This window comes from Halorubrum sp. 2020YC2 (assembly GCF_018623055.1).
Taxonomy (GTDB): domain Archaea; phylum Halobacteriota; class Halobacteria; order Halobacteriales; family Haloferacaceae; genus Halorubrum.
The window spans coordinates 2,942,625-2,963,722 of record NZ_CP076019.1; the positions used below are offsets into that span (position 1 = coordinate 2,942,625).

Here is a 21,098-nt window from a genome sequence, read left to right on the forward strand (position 1 = left end):
CGCACCGGTGGCACTCAGTCGCCCGCGAGTTCGGCGACGTCGAGGTCCGCCGCGTCCTCTCGGCGAACGGTCGAGCGGTTCGAGCGCGGGTCCTTCTCGACGGTGACCAGCTCGTCGGCCGCGCCGACCAGCTCGTCGTCGTGGCTCACGATGACGATCTGGCGCACGCCGAAGCCGCGCATCTCCTCGACGAGTCGGACGAGCCGCGAGACGTGGCCGGAGTCGAGGAACACCGTCGGCTCGTCGAGGATGAGCGGCGGGGTCGGCGCCGCCCCCTCGATCCCCTCGGAGAGCAGCCGGTAGATCGCACAGCGCAGCGAGAGGTTGAACAGGGCGCGCTCGCCGCCGGAGAGCTGCTCGGGGTCGAGCGGCTCGCCGTCCTTCTGGTAGACGGTGAGGACGTACTCGCCGTCGAGCTCGATGTGCGAGTAGGCGTCGTTGCCGTAGACCAGCTCGAACGTCTCGTTGAGTGTGCGCTCCAGTTCGGTGACGTTGCGCTGGCGGAGCTCCGCGCGTAAGTCGCCGTACATCGACTCCAGCTCGCTCGTCTCCTCGTGGAGGCCTTCGAGCGCCTCGACCCGTTCCCCGAGCGCCTCGCGCTCCTCGCGGAGCTCCTCTAGCTCCCGCAGTTCGCCTTTCACCCCGCCGATCGCGTTCTGGAGCTCCTCCCGCCGCTCGCCGAGGCGGTCGAGCTCGCCGGCGACCTTCTCGAGGTACTGCTCTGCGTCCTCCTTCCGCCCTTCCGCCTTCTCGACCGCGGCCTCGTCGACGGCGTCCGCCAGCTCGTCGCGGCGCTCCCGCTTGTCCGCGAGCCGGTCGCGCCGCTCGTCGTTCACCTCCGTCAGGTTCTCGCGCCGCTCGCGGCGACGCTCGTTTTCGGTCTCCGCCTCCGCGACCGCGGACAGGCGCTCCTCGACCGCGGTCACCGCCTCGCGGGCGTCGTCGACCTCGGACAGCGACGCCTCCAGCTCCTCGACGCGCGCCGCGGCTTCCTCGGCCTGCTCGCGCTTCTCCGCGGCGACCTCCCGGGTCTCCTCGGCCTCCTCGCGGAGTTCGGCGGCGCGCTCGCGCTTCGCTTCGGCGGCCTCTCGCTTCCGTTCCGCCTCCGATCGCTTCTCCTCGACCCGCTCTTCGAGGGCGTCGACCCGCTCGTCGATCCCGTCGAGCCGGTCCGCCGCGCTTGCGAGCTCGTCCAGCTCCGCGATCCGCTCGTCGAGGTCGCCCTCGCGCTCGCGGGCGTCCTCAAGTTCGCCTTCGAGCTCCGCAACCCGCTCGCGGTCCTCCTCGATCCCGCTGGCGTGCGGCGAGTCCCCGACCGGCTGGCCGCACTCGGGACACTTTCCGGCCGCGAGCAGCTCCTCGGCCTCCGCGACGCGCTCCCGGGCGTTCTTCAGATCCGCCGACAGCTCCGCGATCCGCTCGCGGACCTCGCCGCGTCCCTCCCGGAGGCGGTCGCGCTCGTCGACGACGCCGTCGCGGTCGACGTCGGCGTCGGCGGCCGCGAACCGCTCGCGGAGCGTCTCCGCCTCCTCACGGAGCTCCGCGACCGAGGACTCGCGCTCGTCGGCGTCGTCCGCCGCCGCCTCGGCCTCCGCCGCCAGATCGCCGGCCTCCGACTCGACCGCCTCGGCGCGCTCGACGCGGTCGTCCGCCTTTCCGGCGAGGTTCGTCGCCTGGTTTCGGAACGCCTCGGCGCTCACCCGCTCGTCGTCGAGCGCCTCGCGGACCTCGGCCTCCCGGTCGTCGAGCGCTCCGCGTCGCTCGGCTATCGCAGCCTCGCTCGCCGCGTCGAGCCCGGCGTCGTCGAGCCGGTCGTCGATCTCGGCCTCGATCTCGTCGATCCGCTCGCGGGCCTCGCGGACGGCGTCGCGGAGGTCGTCGCGCTCGCGTTCGGCCTCTCGGATCGACTCCTCGATCTCGTCGATTTCGGTCTCGACCGCCTCCAGCTTCTCCCGCTTCTCCGCGTGGGTCTCGAGCGTCTCCGCGGCCGCCTCGCGCGTCTCCCTCGCCCGTTCCCGCTGGCTCTCGTACCGGTCGATCTCGTCCGCGACCTCCCCGAGCTCGCCCTCCAGCTCGTTGAGCCGCGCGTGGAGGTCGCGGTCCTCCTTCGCGGCGATCTGCTCGTCGAGCTGGTCGAGCCGCCCGCGGCGATTCTCCATCACGTCCTCGACGCCGAGCCGGGCGTCGCCGGCGCGCTCGCGGTACTCCTCCAGTTTCCCCAGCTGGAGCAGGTCGTCTATCGTGTCCTGCCGCTCGCGGGGCGTGGCGTTTATCAGCTTGTTCACCTCGCCCTGTCGGACGTACGCGCAGTTGACGAACGCCTCGGCGTCCATCCGCAGTAGCTCCGTGACGAACTCGCGGACCGCCCGCGCGCCGTCGCGGCTCACGTCGCTCCCGTCGGTCGATTCGAGCTCACACTGGTGGTCGATCCGGCCGTCGTAGGACTTGAGGCGGCGCTCGACGCGGTAGGAGACGCCGTCGTGGGTGAACCACAGTTCGACCTCCGTCTCCTCTTCGCCGTTCGTGATGACGTCTTCGAGGGTGCCGTCGAGCGCCTTCGACCCGTACAGCGCGAAGAAGCAGGCCTCCAACAGCGACGACTTCCCGCTGCCGTTCAGCCCGTGGATCACCGTGACCCCCTCCGTCAGCCGCAGGTCGGCGTCGCCGTACGGCTTGAAGTTCGCGAGGCGGACGCGGTCGAACTTCACAGGTAGTCCTCCATGGAGACCTGTCCGTCGGTCGACGCCGAGTCGGGGTCAGCCGCCTCCGCGGGGTCGGACTCGGTATCCGGTTCGTCGGTCCGATTCGTCAGGGTCCGGCTCGTCGCTCCCACCACCGGCGGTCTCGTCGTCCGATACGTCGCTGTCGGCGTCGACGGCGGTGGCGTCGTCGCCCGTCTCGCCCGTCTCTGCGTCCGTCTCGACCGGCTCGAACGCGCCGAGGTCCGCCTCCTCGTCGAGCCGTTCCTCCACTCTGCGTTTCACCGTCTCGCGGACGTTGGCGTCGGGGACGGTGTCGTCGCGGACCGCGCGTTCCACGTCGCGCGCGGCGGTCGAGAGCGACATCTCGTCCAGCCGGTCGCGGACCGCGTCCTCGGGGTCAGCGAAGCTCACGTCCACCTCGCCGTCGGCGTCGACCTCGCGCCGGTCGGTGACGCGCGCGATGAGCGCCCCCTCGTCGGTAGCGAACTCCTCGACGGCCGCCGGCGTCACCGGGTCGCCCTCGCCGGCTATCTCGACGTGGACGACCGCCTCCGCGAGGTCGAACTCGCGGACGCGCTCGCGGACTCGAGACTCGCCTTCACCCTCGCGCAGTTCGACGGCGACGAAGACGAACGGGCGCGTGTCGAGCGCGCGGCGCCGGATCTCGACGCGGTCGTCGCCGCCGGCCGCGTCGGCGTCGAAGACGACGAGGTTGTAGCCGCGCCCCTCCCGCTCGCTTGCGCTCGCGCGCTCGGTCGACCCCGGGTACGTGACCCACGTGTCCGCGACCCGCGCGGTGTCCGGCGTGTGGTTGTCCCCGAGGAGCATCGCGTCGAACGCGACGTCGCTCTCGGTCAGCACGGTCTCGGTGTCCCAGTCGGCGTAGCCGAACGGTTCGAAGAGGCCGTGCGCGACGAGCGCCGCGTACTCGGCGTCGTGGTCCGCGAACGCGTAGTCGAGGTCGTCGCGCCGCGAGACGGGGACGTGGTCGAGCCCGTAGAAGGCGGTGTCGCCCACGACGACCGGCTCGTCGCCGAGCCGCGTGGCGAGGCCGAGGCGCTCGAAGAGGTCGAGCCACTGCCCGCCCCGCGTCGACTCGTGGTTGCCGACGACCGCGAGGAAGGGGATCCCGGCCTCGTCGAGCCGACGGAGGACGGAGATGGTCCCCATCAGGTCGCCCAGTTCGGGGCGGCGGTCGTGGAAGAGGTCGCCCGCGTGGACGACGGCGTCGACGCCGTCGTCGACCGCGTCGTCGACCACGGCCTCGAACGCGTCGAGGAAGTCCTGGCGCCTGACCGGCGAGTGGTACTGCGAGTACCCGACGTGGGTGTCGCCGGTGTGTATCACCCGTGTCATCTGTCCGCGTCTTGGCCGGTGTCCGGCTTAGGGATTCCGGGGCCGGAGCGGAAGTGGTCCCGGGCGTCGTCGCGGTCCGGGCCGTCGTCGCGGTCCCCGCCGCCGCGTTCCTCTCGTTCACCCGCCGCGGCGCGCCGGAAATCTCGGTACGCGTCGAGCGCCTCGCGTCCGCGCTCGGCGGCGCCCTCGTCGCCCGCGCGCTCGGCGGCGTCGACCGCGTCCGCGAGCCGGTCGAGTCCGACGGCGTCGACGAACCCGGCCGCGCGCCGGAGGTCGCTTCGCGCGGCGTCCGCCTCGTCGATCACGGCGACGTACGGGCGTCTCGCGGTGTCGGTGCGCGTCGCGAGCGCGGCGAGCGCCCGCTTGACGGCGGTAGTCGAGACCACGGGTCGACTGGCGCGCTATCGGGAATAAACCGTCGCGCTCGGTCGCCGCCCCGAGGTCGGCGCTCCCGTTTAGATACCCAGCGAGTACAGGCGTTTGCGCGCGTCCGTGAACGAGAACCGGGAGTCGACGACGCCCTCCTCTTCGAGCCGCGACAGCGCGTACCGGACGGTCCGCGGCGGGAGCAGCGTCTCCTCCGCCAGTTCGCTCTGCGTGAGCGTGTCGTTGTAGTCCAGTACCTTCGCGACTAGCTTCGCGCTCGGGGGGAGGTCGCGAACGGCCGCCCAGCGGTCCGCGGTCCCGTCATCAGCGGTGACGGCGTCGGTCGTGCTCATGCGTATCCCGATCGTTGACATGCTGGATAATAATATTTACTATCCAGCTTGATTACTGTAGAGAATTAAACAGCGGCCGAATCCCGGACCGGGACGGGCGCCGTCCGCGGTTGCGGCCGCCTGAACTGGCTTCTTTCTTCCCCCACCCGAAGCCTCTTATCCGCGAGACGCCTTAATAAACACAATGAGCGACACGGTCGATGACGTCGACATGCCCTACGACGAGGGATCGGCGTCGAAACAGGAGAAGATCGACTCCTTACAGGAGCGGCTCGACGTCTTAGAGTCCCAAAACGAGGAGATGCGCGACAAACTCCTCGACGCCAACGCGGAGAACAACAAGTACCAGCAGAAGCTCGAACGGCTCACCCACGAGAACAAGAAGCTGAAACAGTCCCCGCTGTTCGTGGCGACGGTCCAAGAGATCACGCCCGACGGCGCCGTCATCAAACAGCACGGCAACAACCAGGAGGCGCTCACCGAGATCACCGACGAACTGCGCGAGAAGCTCGACCCCGACGACCGCGTCGCGGTCAACAACTCGCTGTCGGTGGTCAAGAAGCTGGAGAAGGAGACCGACGTCCGCGCCCGCGTGATGCAGGTCGAGCACTCCCCGGACGTCACCTACGCCGACATCGGCGGGCTCGAAGACCAGATGCAGGAGGTCCGCGAGACCGTCGAGATGCCGCTCGAACACCCCGACATGTTCGAGGACGTGGGCATAACGCCCCCGAGCGGCGTCCTGCTGTACGGGCCGCCCGGGACGGGCAAGACGATGCTCGCGAAGGCCGTCGCCAACGAGACGGACGCGACGTTCATCAAGATGGCCGGCTCGGAGCTGGTTCACAAGTTCATCGGCGAGGGCGCGAAGCTGGTCCGGGACCTGTTCGAGGTCGCCCGCGAGAACCAGCCCGCCGTCCTCTTCATCGACGAGATCGACGCGATCGCCTCGAAGCGGACCGACTCGAAAACGTCGGGCGACGCCGAGGTGCAGCGGACGATGATGCAGCTGCTCTCCGAGATGGACGGCTTCGACGAGCGTGGCGAGGTCCGCATCATCGCCGCGACCAACCGCTTCGACATGCTCGACCCCGCTATCCTGCGTCCCGGCCGCTTCGACCGCCTCATCGAGGTGCCCAAGCCGGAGACCGAGGGCCGCGAGATCATCTTCCAGATCCACACCCGCAACATGAATCTGGCCGACGGGGTCGACTTCGCGGAGCTGGCCGAGCTGACGCCCGAGGCGTCCGGGGCCGACATCAAGGCGATCTGTACGGAGGCCGGGATGTTCGCCATCCGCGACGACCGCACGGAGGTCACGCTCGACGACTTCCTCGAAGCCCACGAGAAGCTCCAGCAGGACGAGGAGACGAACGCCGACGACTCGCTGGCGTTCGCCTGATTCGCTCTCGACCGTTCGCCGCTCCCGATTCCGTCCGCCGGTCGCCGTTTTCACCTACCTTTCCGCGGTCGAGACGTTCCCGCTACAGCGCCGCGACCGCCAGGTACGGCGCGACGAAGAACAGCAGGAACACCAGCCCGACCGCGATCCCGTAGCCGGCGCCCACCCCGACGAGCGTCAGCCACCCGTCGTCGACCGCGTCAGCGATGTCCATACCGCATTCTCCCCGTCTCGGGACTTAAATCCGCGCTCGGACCCGTCGCGACCGCGTCGGTCGACGGACGACCCCCGTCGCGCGTCCCCGGCCCGGCTCACACGTCGCCGGCCATCGCCCGGAACAGGCCGTCCGCGAGCGCGTCGCGGTCGACGGTCCCCGACTCTCCCTCTCCCGTCGGGTCGACCTCGGGTTCGATCGTCCCGCCGCCCATTCGCGAGTGGCCCCCGCCGTTCCCGTTGTCGACGTCCTCTAGCACCGCAGCTATGGCGTTCCCCATATGGACCCGGTCGTCTCGCGACCGTCCGGACAGGTGGACCGTCCCGTCACGCTCCCCGATCACTACGACCGCGCTGACGCCCTCCAGTTGGATCAACTCGTCCGCGGCCTGCGGGATCGCGTCGACGTTGTTCACCCCGCCGACGTCCGCGACCCCGAACGACCCCTCGACGCGCCGTCCCGCGATCGCCCGGGCTTTCACCTCCAGCACCTCCGCGTCGACCGCGGGGTTCGCGATCCGGTCGAGCCGGTCCTGATCGACCCCCGGATAGAGGTACGCCGCCGCCGCGAAGTCCGGCTCGCTAGCGCCGACGGTGAGGTGTTTCGTGTCGGCCAAGATTCCGTACAGCAGCCCCGTCGCCGTCTCCGTCGACAGGGTCAGGTCGCTCCCCGTCTCGCTCGCGTGTTTGTCCGGCGGGACGGGGACCGCGTCGTTGTCCTGAAAGTACTCCGCGACGACCGAGGCGGTCGCGCCGTAGTCGGTCCGGACGTCGGTGAACGACTCGCCGGCCCCGTCTCCGGGGTGGTGGTCCACGACCGCCGTCGGCAACACGCCGTCGGCACCGGCGAACCCGCGGGGCTCGTTGTGATCGACCAGCACGACCGACTCGGCCGCGAGGTCGCTCACGTGTTCTATCGGCTCCAGTTCGAGGTCGAGAACGGTCCGGAACGCCCGGTTCTCCTGGTGCCGGATCTGCCCGGGGTACTGGACGGTCGCGTCGACGTCGACCTGGTCCGCGAGCGACGCCACGCCGACGGCCGCCGACATCGCGTCCGGGTCCGGGTTCGGGTGCATCAGCACCGTGATCTCCTCTTCGCCGGCCAGCAGCCGCCGGAACCTGACGCCCGGCGTCCGTCGGGCGCGGAGCGCGATCAGGACGACCGCGACGGTGATCAGGGCGACGAGCGCCGCGCCGACGGCGATCTCCGGGTTCTCCCGGAGCACGGCTTGCGCCTGCGAGAGCCGGTCGTCGGCCGCGCTCATGGCTCGCATGGGTTGTGGCCACTCGCTCCCGACACATGAAGCTTCGTCGCCGTTCCGACCGAGTGAAACCGACGGAAACGGACGCGAGCGAGTGATGCCGCGTCGCCTCGGGCCCGTCCCGCGGAGCCGCGCTACTCGGTCGCGGCTCGGTACGCGCGCACGGCGTCGCGGTAGCCGGACCGGAACGTCGGGTGGACGAACTCGTAGCCGAGGTCGCGGAGCAGCGCGTTCGAACACCGCTTGCTCGTCCGGATCCGGCGCTCCGCGGCCGCGGAGAGGTCACCGGCCGCGATCCGCTCCTCTTTCGACCGCTTCTCCGGTCGCGGGACGCCGCAGGCGTCAGCGAGCCAGTCCGCGAACGCGTGCTTGTCGACCGGCTCGTCGTCGACGACGAGGACGGCCCGGTCCCGCGCGCGGTCCGTCTCCAGCAGGTGTCGGACCGACCCAGCCGCGTCCTCGCGGTGGACCATGTTCAGGTAACCGGCCGTCACCGGCCCCTCAACGTACCGCTCTAGCCGGTACCGCTCCGGCCCGTACAGCCCCGCGAACCGGACGACAGTCCCGTCGATCCCCGCGTCGGCCGCGCGCTCCGTCGCGATCCGTTCGGCCTCGGCCAGGACGCGAGTCTTCTCCGTGGTCGGCTCGAGCGGCGTCTCCTCGTCGACCCAGCCGCCCTCGTGGTCGCCGTACACGCCCGTCGAGGAGGTGTACACCAGCCGGTCGGGCGGAGACGCCCGCGAGCCGTACTCGTCGACGACGTTCGCCAGCCCGTCGACGTACACCTCCCGCGCCGCGTCGGCGCCGCGACCGCCGGAACTGGCCGCAAAGACGACCGCCTCCGCGTCCGGGAGGCGGTCGAGCGACTCGGGGTCGGTCGCGTCCGCGGCCACGGCTTCGACGTCGGGGCCGACGGCGTCGACCGCGTCCAGTCCGGCGTCGGACCGCCGGACGCCGGTCACCGCGTGGCCGCGGGCGTCGAGCTGGGCCGCCAGCGCCAGCCCGACGTAGCCGCAGCCGACGACGACGACCCTCATGGCTTCCGGCGCTCGATGACCGCGAGGATCTCGGCCAGCTGTCCGAGCGTCATCGCGGTCCGCCCCTCCAACGCCTGTTGGACCTCCTGCCCGGTGAGGTCGGCGTCGATCTTCGCGGCGATCGCGTCGACGTCGAGGACCGCGGTCGCCATCCCCATCAACAGGTGGTCGCGGACCTCCGCCACCATCCCGTCGGCGCCGCGGTCCGGGTTCGCCGCCGCGAGGACGGCAGCGCCGTCCGCGAGCGTGAGCGCCGCGACGTCTCCGTCGCGGAGGGCGGCCGCGTCCGCCTCGCTCAGCCCGATTTCGCTGACGAGCCGATCGCTCTCGACGCCCGCCGCCGCCTCTGAAACCAGCGTCTCGAAGGCGGCGAGCAGGTCCGCCGCGGCCGGCTCGTCGGCGTCGACGACCTCGTGGAACATACCGCCACTCGGTCGCCGCGTCTCAAAACGCCTGCGGTCGGGCGCGTCGCGCTCGGCTCCGTCCTCGCCGCCGTCCACCACCCGACCGCTCACGTCCCGGTACACGCGTCGGCCTCCCCGGGCGACGCGGTCAGCGGTCCGGGACACGGCCAGCCGCCAGACGTCTCCTCGCGCGTTCCGTCGACGTCCCCGACGCCCGGCGGCCCGGCGGGGACGGCCACGACGACGACCGTCCGCGTCTCGAACGCGACCGGCTCCGTCGCGCCGAGCGCGACCGACTCGCCGTTCACGTCGACGCTGACCCCGCCGGACTCTCGGACGTACTCGAAGGGACGGTCGGGCGTCCCCACGTTCGCGCGAAGCGCGAACCGCGGGTATTCGCCGCGGACCTCCACGTTCCACGCGTTGACCGTCGCCACCCAGTATCCCGGAACCGGCGTCACCGGCAGCCCGGCCCCGACGCTCCGGACCGGCTTCGGGACCCGGTCGTCGGGCACCGACCCGACCGCCTCCTTCGCGCGGCCTTCGATCGCCGACTCGACCTCGTCTCGGCGGACCGCCCGCGACGCGGTCGTGGTCGCGTCGACGAAACGAGCCGGAACGCGGACCGCGTCGCGCCCGGCCGCCGTCCGCGCCTCGACGCGGAGGTGCGCCGCGAGTCCGATCCGCTCGGTCCTCGACAGCGCGCCGACCCGCGCCGCCTCGCTCGCGACGCGGTCCGGGTACTCGCCCTCACCGACCGCCACCGCCCGCTCACCCACCGAGTCGTACGCGGACGCGGCGCTCTCCAGCGCGGCTCGCCGCTGCTCGCGCGAGAGGTCGGTCCGGTCCGCGAGCCGCTCCGCGAGCGCGTCGTCGACGCGCCGCAGCGAGGCGTCGATCCGGCCGGCGAGCGCCCGCCGGTCGGCCCGGAGGTCGTCATCGCCGTCGGCCGCGAGCGCCTCGTCCGCCGCGAGGAGCGAGCGTCCAGCGACGCCGAGACGGACCGTGTCGTCGGTGCCGAGGATCCGGTCCGCGATCCCACCGGAGACGTCGCTGTACGGGAGGGTGACGTAGTTCACGTTCCGGGTCGCGAGCGGCCGCGTCGTCGTGCCGTCGACGCCCTCGACGCGCTCGCCGTCGACCGCCGTCCGCGGGAGGTATCCCGGCGACCCCTCCGGGGCGAACGTGACCTCGCCGCCCGGTCCCCCGTCCCCGACGGCGTAGGTCCCGGGGTCGCGGGCGGCCTCGCGGCTGGCGATCACCTGCCCCACCGGCGGTCCGCCGAACGCGTCGTTCACCCGGTCTAACACCCCTTCGGTCGCTGCGCTCCGCTCTTCGGCGGCCGACTCGAGTTCCCCGATCACGGCGTCGAGGTACGCGACGCGAGCGGCGATCTGTCCCCGCTCGACGGCGCCCTCGTACCGTCGCGGCGCGTCGCGGAGCGCGTCCCGCCGCTCTCGCACGGTCGCCGCAAGGTCCCGGTACGGGGTCGACTCGCCGGCCGCGGCGTCGGTCATCGACGCCTCGGTCTCCAGGTCGCGGACGCGCTCCGACAGCGACGCGACGTCCGCCGCGATCCGGTCGCGGTCCGCCTGCGAGCGGTCGCCGTACACGACCGTCGACCGCGTCTCGTCCCCGCCCTCGACGGCGTCGCGCGCCAGCCGGTCGACGTCGCCGTCCGTCTCGACGTTCAGCTCCGCCCTCGCGGCGGCCGGCGCGTCGGAGAGGTCCGGCCCGTCGACGTCGCGGCCGTCCGCGGCGCCGAACGTCGCCGTCGGCCTGTCGGGCGCGTCGTCCCGCGGCGCGTACGTTCCGGTCACCGAGACCCGGACGCGGTACCGGTCCGTCGCCTCGTCCCGCGTCACGGTGCGGTCGACGCTCACGTTCCGAACCGTTCCGTTCGGTCCCCGCTCGACGACCCGTCGCTCCCACGTCGCGGTCGCCGCGCGCTCAACGACGACCTCCCGGGTCGCGCCGCCGAACGACACCGACTCGCCGGCCGACACCGTCTCGCCGTCGGTCCCAGAACCGAGGTCGCTTCCGCCCGCGACGCGGACCCGCTCTGTCCGAGACTCGTCGACCCGCCGCCAGGGCTCCGAGAGCAGCGATCGGGGACGGCCCGGCGTCAGGCGTCCCCCGTCGCGGACCCTCGTGGTCTCGGTCGACGCGGTCGCCTCGACGCGATGGCTCCGTCGCACGATCTCCGAGAGGTCGCCGTGGACCCGGGCCACGGCCCGGTCGGCCGCCTGCCCGACCTCAACCGACGCGGTCTCGCTCGTCGGGTCCGCCGACGGACCGAACGCCGCGTCCTCGCTCGCGGTCCGGTCTCCGGCGGACGTCGAACCCTCTCCGTCGCTCTCTCTCGTCGGTGTCGGCGCTCCGAGGACGGCGTCCGTCCAAGAGGCCTCGCGGACGCCAGTCGGTGACAGCAGATCGGTCACGCCGGTCTGAGCGGTCGCGCGGGCGACGCCGCCGCGCGCGTCGGGATCGCTGGTTCCGAACACGTCCCGCTGGACGCGCACGATACCGGCGTTGGTCGACAGCTCCACGTGCCGGTTCGCGACGACGTTCTCGACGGGCGCCCCGGCGTACTGGCCGTAGCCTCGCGCCCACGCCATCGCGTAGAGGCTCGCGGTGATCTGCCGGCCGAGTCCCGCTCCTTCGACGGGTCCGCGGTTGAGCCGCGCCTCGAATCGCTCGGTCCGCTCGTGGGCGGCCAGCGTCGGGACGGCGACGGTGACGGTCCGCCGCCGCGTCCGGTTCACGACGGTGCGGCCGTCCCGCGTCGCGGTCGTCGCGACGCTGTCGAACGAGACGCGAACCGCAGTCCCGTTTGCGACCGGTTCGATCCGGACCCGCTCGCGCGCGGCGACGAGGTCGTCCGCCGAGGCGACGGCCGGCAGTGAGGCGTTCGCCTCGACGGCGCCGGCGTCGCTCTCGACCGCGCGCAGCGCCTCGGCCCCGGCGATCGCGAGCCGGATCCGGAACGCGTCCTCGAAGGCCGACCCCTCGCGGACCGCCCGCGACCCCGACCCGTCCGGCGCGCGTGTTACCGGGTCGGCCGCCGCGTCGTGGGCCGCCTCCCGCGCCGCGCTCCTGAGCGCAGCCGTGGCGTCGGCGTCGACTCGCTCCACCGCGCGTTCGACGCGGCGGTCCTCACCGACGAGCCCCTGCTCGGCAAGGCCCGCGGCGTACGCCGAACTCGTCACGAGCAACAGCACGCCGACGAGCGCGAAGGGGACTCGCGCCCGCTCGTCGACGGTGAACGTCCGGGAACGTCCCCCCTTCCGCGACCGCTCGCGGGGTCCTCGTCCCACGCTCACCACCTCCGGACGATTATCCGGACGGAACGTCCCGACGACCCGGCCGCACCGATGTCGCCGCCGATTTCGGCCGGTATCGGCTGTCCGACGACCGCGGCGGTCACGTCCGCGTTCCGCGGCGGCTCGGGGCCGACGGCGACCGGGTTCGCGGGATCGGTCGCCTCGCTCTTCGAACTCCTCTCGTCGACTCCCCAGTCCGGTACCGCGTGATCGGCTATCGGTCCGGGATACGGCGACTCCTCCATCCACTCGGGACGGGACCCGTCGTCCGCCTGGAACGCGGGGAACCCGTCCACGTTCGTCGCCGTCGCGGTCGTGATCGGATCGGACGAGCCGTCGTCTTCTGCCGGACCGCCGTGACCGTCCGCGGTCGATCCACCGGCCTCCGCCACCGTCACGTCGACCCGCGTCCGCGGTCCGAGGCCCGTCCGGACGGCCTCCGTCGCCCTGCGGGCGAACGCCCCATCCGCGTCCCGACCGGCGAGCAGCGCGAGCAGCTCCGCGCGGGTCGCGTGGACGCGCCGCGTCCCGTTCGGCGCGTCGGCGTCGGAGTACGCCACGGTCGCGGTCTCGGTGACGAGCCGGTCCGCCGCGTCGCTTGCGCTCTGGTGGCCGGGCCCCCCTGCGTCGCTCGCGCCGAGCGCGACGACGCTGGCGGAGACGCAGAGGAGCAGCAGGGTCACGTCGAGGACGGTGCTGGTCACCGCCACACCACCGCCCGAAGCGTTCCGCGCACGTTCTCTCCGGGCGCCACCCGGACCGTAACCCGGCGCTCCGCGACCGCGACCGCCTCCGCCGATCGGACTCTCGGCGGTCCCGGGGCGTCCGGACCCGACGCCGCCAGCCAGCGCTCGCCGTCCGCCTCCAGTTCGACCGCGGCCGCCGTCCCCGGGACCTTGACGTTCCGCATCCGGGTCGGGTCGACGACGCCCCCGACGGCGGTCGCTCGCTCGACGCGGTCGAGCGCCGACTCCGCAGCCTCCCGAGACCGATCGGGCGCGGCGTCGCCGAGCGCGCCGGCGTACAGCCCCAACGCGAGGCCGACGACGAGCACCGCGACGAGCGCGGCGATCGGTTCGACGGCCGCGCGGTCGGCAGTCGAGAACTGGGCGGTGGGGCCCCCGCAGGCCTCCGGCGCATCCGTGGTCGTTCGATCTCGCGTCACGGGTTTACCCGACGAGCGTGACGCGGACGTCCCCGTAGTGAACCCGCCGGACCGTGAGTCGGTCCGGGGCTCGGACCCACTCCGCGTCGGCCGCCCTCGCGCGCTCGGCCGCCGCGGCGAACGACGCCGGGTCGTCGAACGTGGCGTCGGGAGGAACGCCGTCGAGCACGCGCCGAAGCCGCGCGTCAGTCGTCGCGTTCGGCGCCGCTCCCGGCCGCACCACCGGTGTGATCTGCGGGGCGGTGAGCGCTGCGTGTGCCGTTCCGCCGTCACCGTCAAGCGAGACGGAGCCGTCCGTGAGTCGAAGCCGGTCCGCCGCGATGCCGTGTTCGGCCGTCGCGGGATACTCTCCGTCGGCAACCGAGTCGACGGTGCGCGCGACGCCGTCGGCGTCGGGCGGCGGCGAGGCGGGGAACGACGCGGCCACCCCGGCGGTCGCGACGCTCACCACGGCCAGGCCGAGCCACGCGTACGTGGCGTCGAGGTTCGTCTCGAACACGGGCCGGCTGGCCGCGGCTTCGCATATAAACTATCGCCGGAAGCGGGCGGTCCGCTCGCCGTCCGGTCTCCGGCGGCGACCCCTCAAAACAGGAGTCCGGCCCCGGCGAACGCGACGAGGAACGTCCCGGTGGCGGTCGGCAGCGCGATGCCGATGCGGTACGCCACCAGCGTCCGGTCGAACCCGCGCTCCAAGCCGGTCGCCAGCCCGGTGAGGAGCGCGGCGAGCAGCAGCACGTACGTCCCCACGATCCGCCCGAGCACCGGGACCGACAGCGCTCCCGCGCCGCCGGGCCCGCCGCGTCCGCCGCCGGCCGCGCCGCCACCGCCGGCCGTCATGCCGCCTTCCGTGCCCAGACCGCTGCCACCGAGCGCGTCGGCGCCCGCGGCCGCGCCGGCCCCGAGGCTCCCGACGTCCGTGGCGTCGATCCCCGTCGCGAGCGCGACGGTCGCCCCGCCAACGAGCGGCGCGAACACCGCCGCGGTGTTCGAGAGCGTCCCCGTCACGGTCGCCAGCTGGCGCCGGGCGTCGCGTTCGAGGTCGCGGAGCGACTCCAGCTGGTCCGCGAGCTCCAACAGCACGTCGCCGGCGGGTCGCCCCTCCCGCGCGGCGACCGCGAGCAACGCGACCGCACCGCGGAGCCTCGGCGACGGGACGTCCGCCGCCGGGCCGCCCCGCCCGAGGAACGCCTCGCGGACGCCGACCCGCAGCGTGTCGCTGCGTCGCCCGGCGCGCTCGAACAGGTCTCCAGTCGCGCCGTCGAGCCGCTCGCCCGCGTTCGCGACCGCGGTCTCGACGGCGACGCCCTCCGCCACGTCGCCGCCGATCACGGTCATCGCGTCCGGGAGGCCCCGCTCGACCTCGCGGACGTCGGCCAGCACGGCCCGCCGCGGTCGAGCGAGGACGAACAGCGCGCTCCCGGCGCCGACGCCGACCCCGGCGACCGGCCACGCCCACGCCGCGACGGCCCGCGCGACGACGACGGCCGCCGCGGCGCCGAGGGCGCAGCCGACGAGCAGCGCCCGCCCGCGCCGGTCCGGTACGTCCGGATGCCCTCCGTCGATCTCCGGCGGCGGAAACGCGACCGGCCGACGCGAGAGCAGCCACGCCGAGGCGGCGATCAGCCCGCCGGGGAGCGCGACGAGGTACACTCCGGCGACGATCTCGGGGCCGATCGCGACGCCGGCGGCGGCGCCCGCGGGCAGCAGCGCGATGAGCGCCAAGGGGAGCAACACGCCGAACGCGTACAGCGCGGAGATCGGTCCCCGAACCGCGCCGACGAACGACGCGAGCCGGTCCGTCGTCCCCGATATCGTCGCGTCGAGCGCGCGGTCCAGACACCGTCCGCGGCGTTCCGCCGGGGCGGTCGCCGCGGTCCGGACGAGCGCCGCGGCGCGGTCGATCGCCGGGAACCACGGGCGCCACTCCCGCGCGAACGCCTGAAGGCCGCTCGTCGGACCGTCCGCGCTCCCGCGCTCGTGCCGAGAGAGCGCCGCGGCCAGCGGGCCGTCGCCCGTCCGGGCGGCGAACTCCACCGCGCGCTCCGTCGAGGGGTCGAGCCGCATCCGCAACACGAGTCGCCCGACGAGTCCCGGCGCCGCGCCGAGGGCCCGCGTCCGCCGGAGCGAGGCGAGCCACACCGGCGCTCGGTGGATCGCGTGTACCGCGCCGACGGCGGCGGCCAACCCTGCCGATGCCGCGGCGGCCGCGCCGGCGACGGCCGCCACGACGACCGTGACGACCCCGCCGAGGGCGACGCCGCCCCAATAGCCGAGGGCGACGACGCGCTCCGCGGAGCGGTCCCACCCGAGGAACGCGACCGCACGTCGGAGCTCGTCGGACGCGGTCGATTCGCCCGAGAGTCCCCACGAGTCCTCCGTCATCGTCCCCCTCCGTCGGAGCCGGCGCTCCCGTCGTCGCGCTCGTCGCCCCCGGCGTACCGGCTCGGGGCGATCCGCCCCGCTCGAACCGCCTCGCTGATCCGCTCGCTCCGACGGTCGACGGCATCTCGAACCGCCGCGTACGACTCGTCCGACCCGGCGAGCCCGTCGATAAGCCGGCTCTCGCCGCGGTCGATCCGGCCCGTTGCGACGAGCCCCCGCTCCGTCCGCTCGAACAGCGGATCGAAGCTCACGCCGCCGTCGCGGCCGCCGACCTCGACGATCGACTCGACGCGGTGGGAGTCGAGGACCGCGATCACGTCGGTCGCGGCGAACGACGAGCGGGCCACCCCGAGGTCGGTGACGACGCGCTCCTCGACCGCCCCCGGGTCCTGGCCGTGGATCGTCCCGAGCACTGTCTCGCCGGCGGCGCCGACGCGCATCGCCTCGTACAGCGCCCGCGCCTCCTCGCCGCGCACCTCGCCGACGCTGATCGCCCCGCCGCCCATGCGGAGCGCCGTCCGCACCGCGTCCGCCGGCGCCAGCTCCGCCCCGTCCCCGACACGGAGGCGCTGGACGTCCCGGCCGGCGTCGGCGAGCGCCTCTACTGGGAGCTCCGGCGTGTCCTCGATCGCGATGGCCCGCGTCTCCGCAGGCAGTTCCCAGAGCAGCGACCCGAGGGCCGTCGTCTTCCCGGCCGCCCGCCCCCCGGCGATCAGGCCGGTCACGCCGCGCTCGACGGCGACCGACAGCAGGCCGGCCGCCGCCGGCGTGAGCGTGTCGACGGACACCAGCCGCGCGAGCGTCCACGCCTCCGGATCGCCCCGCCGAAACGTGAACGAGAGGCCGTCGCTCGCGGGCGCCGTGGCCGCGGCGACCCTGACCCGACCGGTCTCCGACTCGATCGTCGCGTCGAGCGTCGGGGTCGCCCGCGAGAACGCCCGACCGCTCGACCGACGCAGCCGCGACGCGAGCGTGGCGGCCCCCTCCGGTGGGAGCCGCACGTTCGTTCGGCAGCGCTCCCCGTCGAGGACGACGCGCAGGGGGTTCTCCGCGACTGGCGCCGTCACCGTCGCGTCGCTCACCCGCTCGTCGGCGAAGACGTGCTCGAACGCGCCGTAGCCGTGGGTGTGTCGCCGCAGGATCTCGGTGAGGTCTGCGACTGGCTCGTCGCCGTCGGCGGCCGCCCGCACCGCCCGCCCGGGCGCCCTGTCTCCGCCGGCCGGATCGTCGAGCAGCCGCTCTCGGGCGGCGGCCAGCGTCGTCACGCTCTCGGCGTCAAGGTCGGCGGTCGGCGGCGTGAGGTGGTACGTCCGCAGCGAGTCGTCGCCCTCGTACAGCCGCACTGTCGCCCCGGTCGACACCGTCCAGCGGTCGGTCAGCGTCGCGCCCGGCGGCGGCGCGGCTGCGACGCGCGCGGTCGCCGCCGTCGGGCCGACGTGCGCCCGAAGGCTCTCCGCTACCCCGCGGTCTCCGTCGGCCTCGACCGGTCCGCCCGTGACGTCCGCGACCGCCGACAACAGCCCCGTCTCGGTCGCGATTCGCTCCGCGGGCCCCGCGCGTCCGCTCGCCTCCCTCGCCGCACCGATCGGGTCGCAGGTCACCCGGTCGGCCAGCCGCTCCTCGTGGAACGCGATCCGCTCGCGGAACCGTCCGGCCGCGACCAAGAGATCGGCCGCACTGTCGGCGTAAGAGCGCTCTCGGCCGCGGTGTCGAGTTCTGATCACGTCGACGTCGCGGTCGCTGAGCGCCGCGACGACGGTCGCGAGGCAGTCCGCGCTGGCTGCGAGGTCGCCGCGACCGGGACAGTCGTCCGCGTCGACGTCGAGAACGCTCCGGTCCTCGACGCCCGTTCCGACGGGCTCGCGAAACGTCGGTTCACACCGGCACGCGTCGGGGTCCGCGCCGGTCCACGGGAGCACGCGGAGCGGCGTCCCGCCGGCGTCGCCGGCGATCCGCCCGGTGAGATCGAGGTTCATGGCGGCGGTGGCCGCGGCATCGGTTATAAATAATCGCCCGCTCGGTGGTCCGACCCGACCCTCCTCTCCACGCCTCACCCGACGCGACTGATCCGGATCGTCGGCCCGCCGTCGTCGACGTATCGGACGCGGACGCGGCTCGCTCCGCCCGGCCGGAGTTCGACCGGCGCGTCGACGAGGTCGACGGCCGCCTCGGCCGGACCCGTTCCGATCCGGAACTCCCGCGCCGGACCGCCGTCGATCCGCCACGCGAGCGCGACGCCGTCCGGCCGCTCCGCCGACTCAGCGAGGGCGACGCGGTCGAGGTCGGCCGCGGCGAACCCGGTCGGAACTCGGACGATGACGGTCGTCTGCGCCGCCATCGCGGGGTCGCTCACGGGTGTCGACCCGGCCACGACGCCGCCGATCGCCCGCTCCAGCCGATCGGCTTCGGCGCCGACCCGCTCCGCCGTCGTCGCGGTCCGCGCCGACTCGACCGCCGGCATCGACGCCGTCAGCAGCGCGACCGCGACGAGGACGGTGAGAACTACCCGGATCACGGCGCGCTCACAGCGACTCGCGGAGCCGGTCCAGCGCGCCCGCCGCCCACGCCCCGTCGTCGCCCTCGTTCCCGTCGCTGTCGGCCATCGATCCGGACGCCGGTCGGTCGCCCGGGAGCGCGGCGTCGATGGCGCTCTCCGACGGCACGGCGCTCTCTGACGGCGCGGCGCTCTCTGACGGCGCGGCGCTCTCTGACGGCGCGGCGCTCTCTGACGGCGCGGCGCTCTCTGACGGCGCGGCGCTCTCTGACGGCGCGGCGCGACCCTCGTCGCCCGCGCTCCGACCGACGCCGTCGCTTTCGACGCTTCGGTCGCTCTCTCGCTCGGCCTCGGTCGCCCGCGCCAGCGCGAGGTCGGCCCGCCGCTCGACCTCGCTGTTGACGGCCCTGACCGCCCCGGCGTACCCGCGGATCGCCTGCGTCGCAGCCTCTAGCTCCGCGACGCGCTCTTCGAGGTCGTCGAGCCGCGATTCGAGCCGCTCGCGCTCGGCCGTCGCCTCCGCGTCGGCGGCGACGTCGGCCGGCCGCGCGTCGCCCCCGGCGACCGCGCGCTCGACGGCGCGGAGCCGCGACTCGATCCCGGCGCCCGATCCGTTCGCTCCCGTCGAAGCCGAGTCGGATCTCCCTCTCGGCCGCTCGGCGTTCCCGGTGTGATCGGTCATGCGACCGGTTGGCCGCGCTTTCACTCTTAAACCTCGGGGAAAGGATATTGTTGAGGGGACTGGTACGTCCCCGCATGAAAGCAGTCCTCCTCGGCGTCGGACAGGCGGGCGGCAAGCTGACGACCGCCCTCGCGCAGTTCGACGCCGACGCCGGCTACGGCGCGGTCCTCGACGCGCTCGCGGTCAACACGGCCGCGGCCGACCTCGATCCCCTCCCGCTCGAAACGGTCCTCGTCGGGCAGTCACGCGTCAACGGTCACGGCGTCGGCGGCGACAACGAACTCGGCGCGGAAGTGATGCACGAGGACGCCGTCGAAGTGCTCGACGCGCTGGCGCCGAAGGTCACCGCGGAGGCCGAGGCGGTGTTCGTCGTCGCCGGGCTCGGCGGCGGGACCGGCTCCGGCGGCGCACCGGTCCTCGTCCGCGAGCTGAACCGCGTGTACGACGTCCCCGTCTACGCGATCGGTATTCTCCCCGGTCGCGACGAGGGAACGATGTATCAGGTGAACGCCGGCCGGTCGCTGAAGACGCTGGTCCGCGAGGCGGACGCGACGATCCTGCTCGACAACGACGCGTGGCGCTCCGCGGGGGAGTCCGTCGAGGGCGGCTACGAGGCGATCAACGCCTCGATGGCGAAGCGGATCGGGCTCCTCTTGGCCGCCGGCGAGGCGGTCGAGGGGGTCGCGGAGTCCGTCGTCGACACGAGCGAGGTGATCAACACGCTCCGGGCCGGCGGGATGGCCGCGGTCGGGTTCGCGTCCGCGCCGGCGGCCGAGGACCCGCAGGAGAACGTCACCACGGTGACGAGCGCGGTCCGCAGCGCGGTGATGACCGGCCTCTCGCTGCCGAGCGCCACCGACGCCGACGCCGCCCTCGTCGCGGTCGCCGGCGACCCCGACCGGATCTCCCGGAAGGGCGCGGAGAAGGCCCGCAAGTGGCTTCAAGAGGAGACGGGGTCGATGCAGGTCCGCGGCGGCGACTTCCCGCTCGACTCCGACCGGATGGCCGCCCTGGTGCTGCTCGCGGGCGTCGAGCGCTCCCAGCGCGTCGAGGCGTTCCTCGAACGCGCCCGGCAGGCGGTCCGCGACGAGCGCGAGGAGACGCCCGACCCGGCGGCCGCGTTCGAGAACGACGAGATCGACGACCTGCTCTGAGGGGTCGGCCGCACCCAGCGGTACCGCCGTCGTCCGCTCTCGGGACAGGTTCCGCACCTTTTTGGTCTCGCCCGGCGGACTCTCGCCCGATGACCAACCCGTGGGACGACTGGGACCACGTCCTGAAGGTCGACCCCGACAAGGACCTCCGACCGGGCGAGACCTTCGAGGACGTCTGCCGGACCGGGACGGACGCGATCGAGATCGGCGGGACCCTCGACGTCACCGCGGAGAAGATGACCCGCGTCGTCGACGCCGCCGCGGAGTACGACGTGCCGCTGTATCAGGAGCCGTCGAACCCGGGCGTCGTGATCGACTCGCCGGCGCTCGACGGCTACCTGATCCCGACCGTGTTCAACGCGGGCGGCCCCTTCTGGATCACCGGCGCGCACAAGGAGTGGGTCCGGATCGACGACCTCGACTGGAGCCGGACCCACACCGAGGCGTACATCGTCATGAACCCCGAGGCGTCGGTCGCCCAGTTGACGGAGGCCGACTGCGACCTCACCGCCGACGACGTGGGGGCGTACGCGAAGGTGGCCGAGCGCATGTTCGGCCAGGAGATAGTGTACGTCGAGTACTCGGGCACCTTCGGGGACCCTGAGAAGGTCGCGGCCGCCCACGACGCCTTGGACGACGCCACCCTCTTCTACGGCGGCGGGATTCACGACTACGAGTCGGCCAACGAGATGGCCGCCCACAGCGACGTGATCGTCGTGGGCGACCTGCTCCACGACGAGGGCGTCGACGCCGTCCGCGAGACGGTGAAGGGCGCGAAGGACGCGCACGACGACTAACGGCAC

18 protein-coding genes and 1 pseudogene are annotated in these 21,098 nt (G+C 73.3%); 3 read left to right on the forward strand and 16 right to left on the reverse strand.

Going from position 1 to position 21,098, the window contains the following annotated elements:
- Positions 1-14: 14 nt before the first annotated feature.
- The 4 genes and pseudogenes from rad50 to KI388_RS14640 all read right to left on the reverse strand — a co-directional run bounded on the left by rad50 (position 15) and on the right by KI388_RS14640 (position 4,777).
- Positions 15-2,708, reverse strand: coding sequence for a DNA double-strand break repair ATPase Rad50 (gene rad50, locus KI388_RS14625; RefSeq protein WP_215087301.1), 2,694 nt, complete (start codon positions 2,706-2,708; stop codon positions 15-17).
- Positions 2,705-4,058 (reverse strand): annotated as a pseudogene (mre11, locus tag KI388_RS14630) (DNA double-strand break repair protein Mre11). Before mre11 ends, rad50 begins: the two are co-directional and overlap by 4 nt.
- Complete coding sequence (locus KI388_RS14635; RefSeq protein WP_215087302.1) at positions 4,055-4,444, reverse strand: hypothetical protein; 390 nt, start codon at positions 4,442-4,444, stop codon at positions 4,055-4,057. The pseudogene mre11 and the gene KI388_RS14635 overlap by 4 nt, the downstream one beginning before the upstream one ends.
- 69 nt (positions 4,445-4,513) lie before the next feature.
- Positions 4,514-4,777 (reverse strand): helix-turn-helix domain-containing protein, encoded by a 264-nt coding sequence (locus tag KI388_RS14640; protein WP_004598708.1) that lies wholly within the window; start codon positions 4,775-4,777, stop codon positions 4,514-4,516.
- Between the two features lie 184 nt (positions 4,778-4,961).
- Here KI388_RS14640 and KI388_RS14645 point away from each other — a divergent pair, with 184 nt between their 5' ends.
- On the forward strand, positions 4,962-6,179 hold the full coding sequence (locus tag KI388_RS14645) for a proteasome-activating nucleotidase (protein ID WP_215087303.1): 1,218 nt from the start codon (positions 4,962-4,964) through the stop codon (positions 6,177-6,179).
- A gap of 82 nt (positions 6,180-6,261) precedes the next feature.
- Here the strand turns inward: KI388_RS14645 and KI388_RS15520 are convergent, their stop codons facing one another.
- From KI388_RS15520 to KI388_RS14700, 12 genes are all read right to left on the reverse strand, one after another.
- Complete coding sequence (locus tag KI388_RS15520) at positions 6,262-6,393, reverse strand: hypothetical protein (RefSeq protein ID WP_256441500.1); 132 nt, start codon at positions 6,391-6,393, stop codon at positions 6,262-6,264.
- A 97-nt stretch (positions 6,394-6,490) separates the two neighbouring features.
- Positions 6,491-7,666, reverse strand: coding sequence for a DHHA1 domain-containing protein (locus tag KI388_RS14650; protein ID WP_215087304.1), 1,176 nt, complete (start codon positions 7,664-7,666; stop codon positions 6,491-6,493).
- Positions 7,667-7,788: 122 nt separating this feature from the next.
- Entirely contained in the window at positions 7,789-8,691 is a 903-nt protein-coding gene (locus KI388_RS14655; RefSeq protein WP_215087305.1) for an NAD-dependent epimerase/dehydratase family protein, read from the reverse strand.
- Entirely contained in the window at positions 8,688-9,113 is a 426-nt protein-coding gene (locus KI388_RS14660) for a DUF5791 family protein (RefSeq protein ID WP_215087306.1), read from the reverse strand. Before KI388_RS14660 ends, KI388_RS14655 begins: the two co-directional genes overlap by 4 nt.
- 89 nt (positions 9,114-9,202) lie before the next feature.
- A complete protein-coding gene (locus KI388_RS14665; protein WP_215087307.1) occupies positions 9,203-12,421 on the reverse strand; it encodes a hypothetical protein in 3,219 nt (1,072 codons plus the stop codon).
- Positions 12,415-13,122, reverse strand: a complete 708-nt coding sequence (locus KI388_RS14670; protein ID WP_251133168.1) for a hypothetical protein — start codon at positions 13,120-13,122, stop codon at positions 12,415-12,417. The genes KI388_RS14665 and KI388_RS14670 overlap by 7 nt, the downstream gene beginning before the upstream one ends.
- Positions 13,119-13,583 (reverse strand): hypothetical protein, encoded by a 465-nt coding sequence (locus tag KI388_RS14675; RefSeq protein ID WP_215087309.1) that lies wholly within the window; start codon positions 13,581-13,583, stop codon positions 13,119-13,121. The genes KI388_RS14670 and KI388_RS14675 overlap by 4 nt, the downstream gene beginning before the upstream one ends.
- A 4-nt stretch (positions 13,584-13,587) precedes the next feature.
- Positions 13,588-14,082, reverse strand: a complete 495-nt coding sequence (locus tag KI388_RS14680) for a hypothetical protein (RefSeq protein WP_215087310.1) — start codon at positions 14,080-14,082, stop codon at positions 13,588-13,590.
- Positions 14,083-14,165: 83 nt separating this feature from the next.
- The gene (locus KI388_RS14685; protein ID WP_215087311.1) at positions 14,166-15,965 is read right to left on the reverse strand and encodes a type II secretion system protein; all 1,800 of its coding nucleotides are present in this window, start codon (positions 15,963-15,965) and stop codon (positions 14,166-14,168) included.
- Entirely contained in the window at positions 15,962-17,941 is a 1,980-nt protein-coding gene (locus KI388_RS14690) for an ATPase, T2SS/T4P/T4SS family (RefSeq protein WP_215087312.1), read from the reverse strand. The genes KI388_RS14685 and KI388_RS14690 overlap by 4 nt, the downstream gene beginning before the upstream one ends.
- Positions 17,942-18,015: 74 nt before the next feature.
- A complete protein-coding gene (locus KI388_RS14695) occupies positions 18,016-18,480 on the reverse strand; it encodes a hypothetical protein (RefSeq protein WP_215087313.1) in 465 nt (154 codons plus the stop codon).
- A 7-nt stretch (positions 18,481-18,487) separates the two neighbouring features.
- Positions 18,488-19,141: a hypothetical protein gene (locus KI388_RS14700; RefSeq protein WP_215087314.1), complete on the reverse strand. Its 654-nt coding sequence runs from the start codon at positions 19,139-19,141 to the stop codon at positions 18,488-18,490.
- Positions 19,142-19,215: 74 nt separating this feature from the next.
- On the opposite strand from KI388_RS14700, the gene KI388_RS14705 reads away from it, so the two are divergent.
- Together KI388_RS14705 and KI388_RS14710 are read left to right on the forward strand one after the other, a co-directional pair.
- The gene (locus KI388_RS14705; RefSeq protein WP_215087315.1) at positions 19,216-20,295 is read left to right on the forward strand and encodes a tubulin/FtsZ family protein; all 1,080 of its coding nucleotides are present in this window, start codon (positions 19,216-19,218) and stop codon (positions 20,293-20,295) included.
- A gap of 89 nt (positions 20,296-20,384) precedes the next feature.
- Positions 20,385-21,092: a phosphoglycerol geranylgeranyltransferase gene (locus KI388_RS14710; RefSeq protein WP_215087316.1), complete on the forward strand. Its 708-nt coding sequence runs from the start codon at positions 20,385-20,387 to the stop codon at positions 21,090-21,092.
- Positions 21,093-21,098 lie beyond the last annotated feature (6 nt).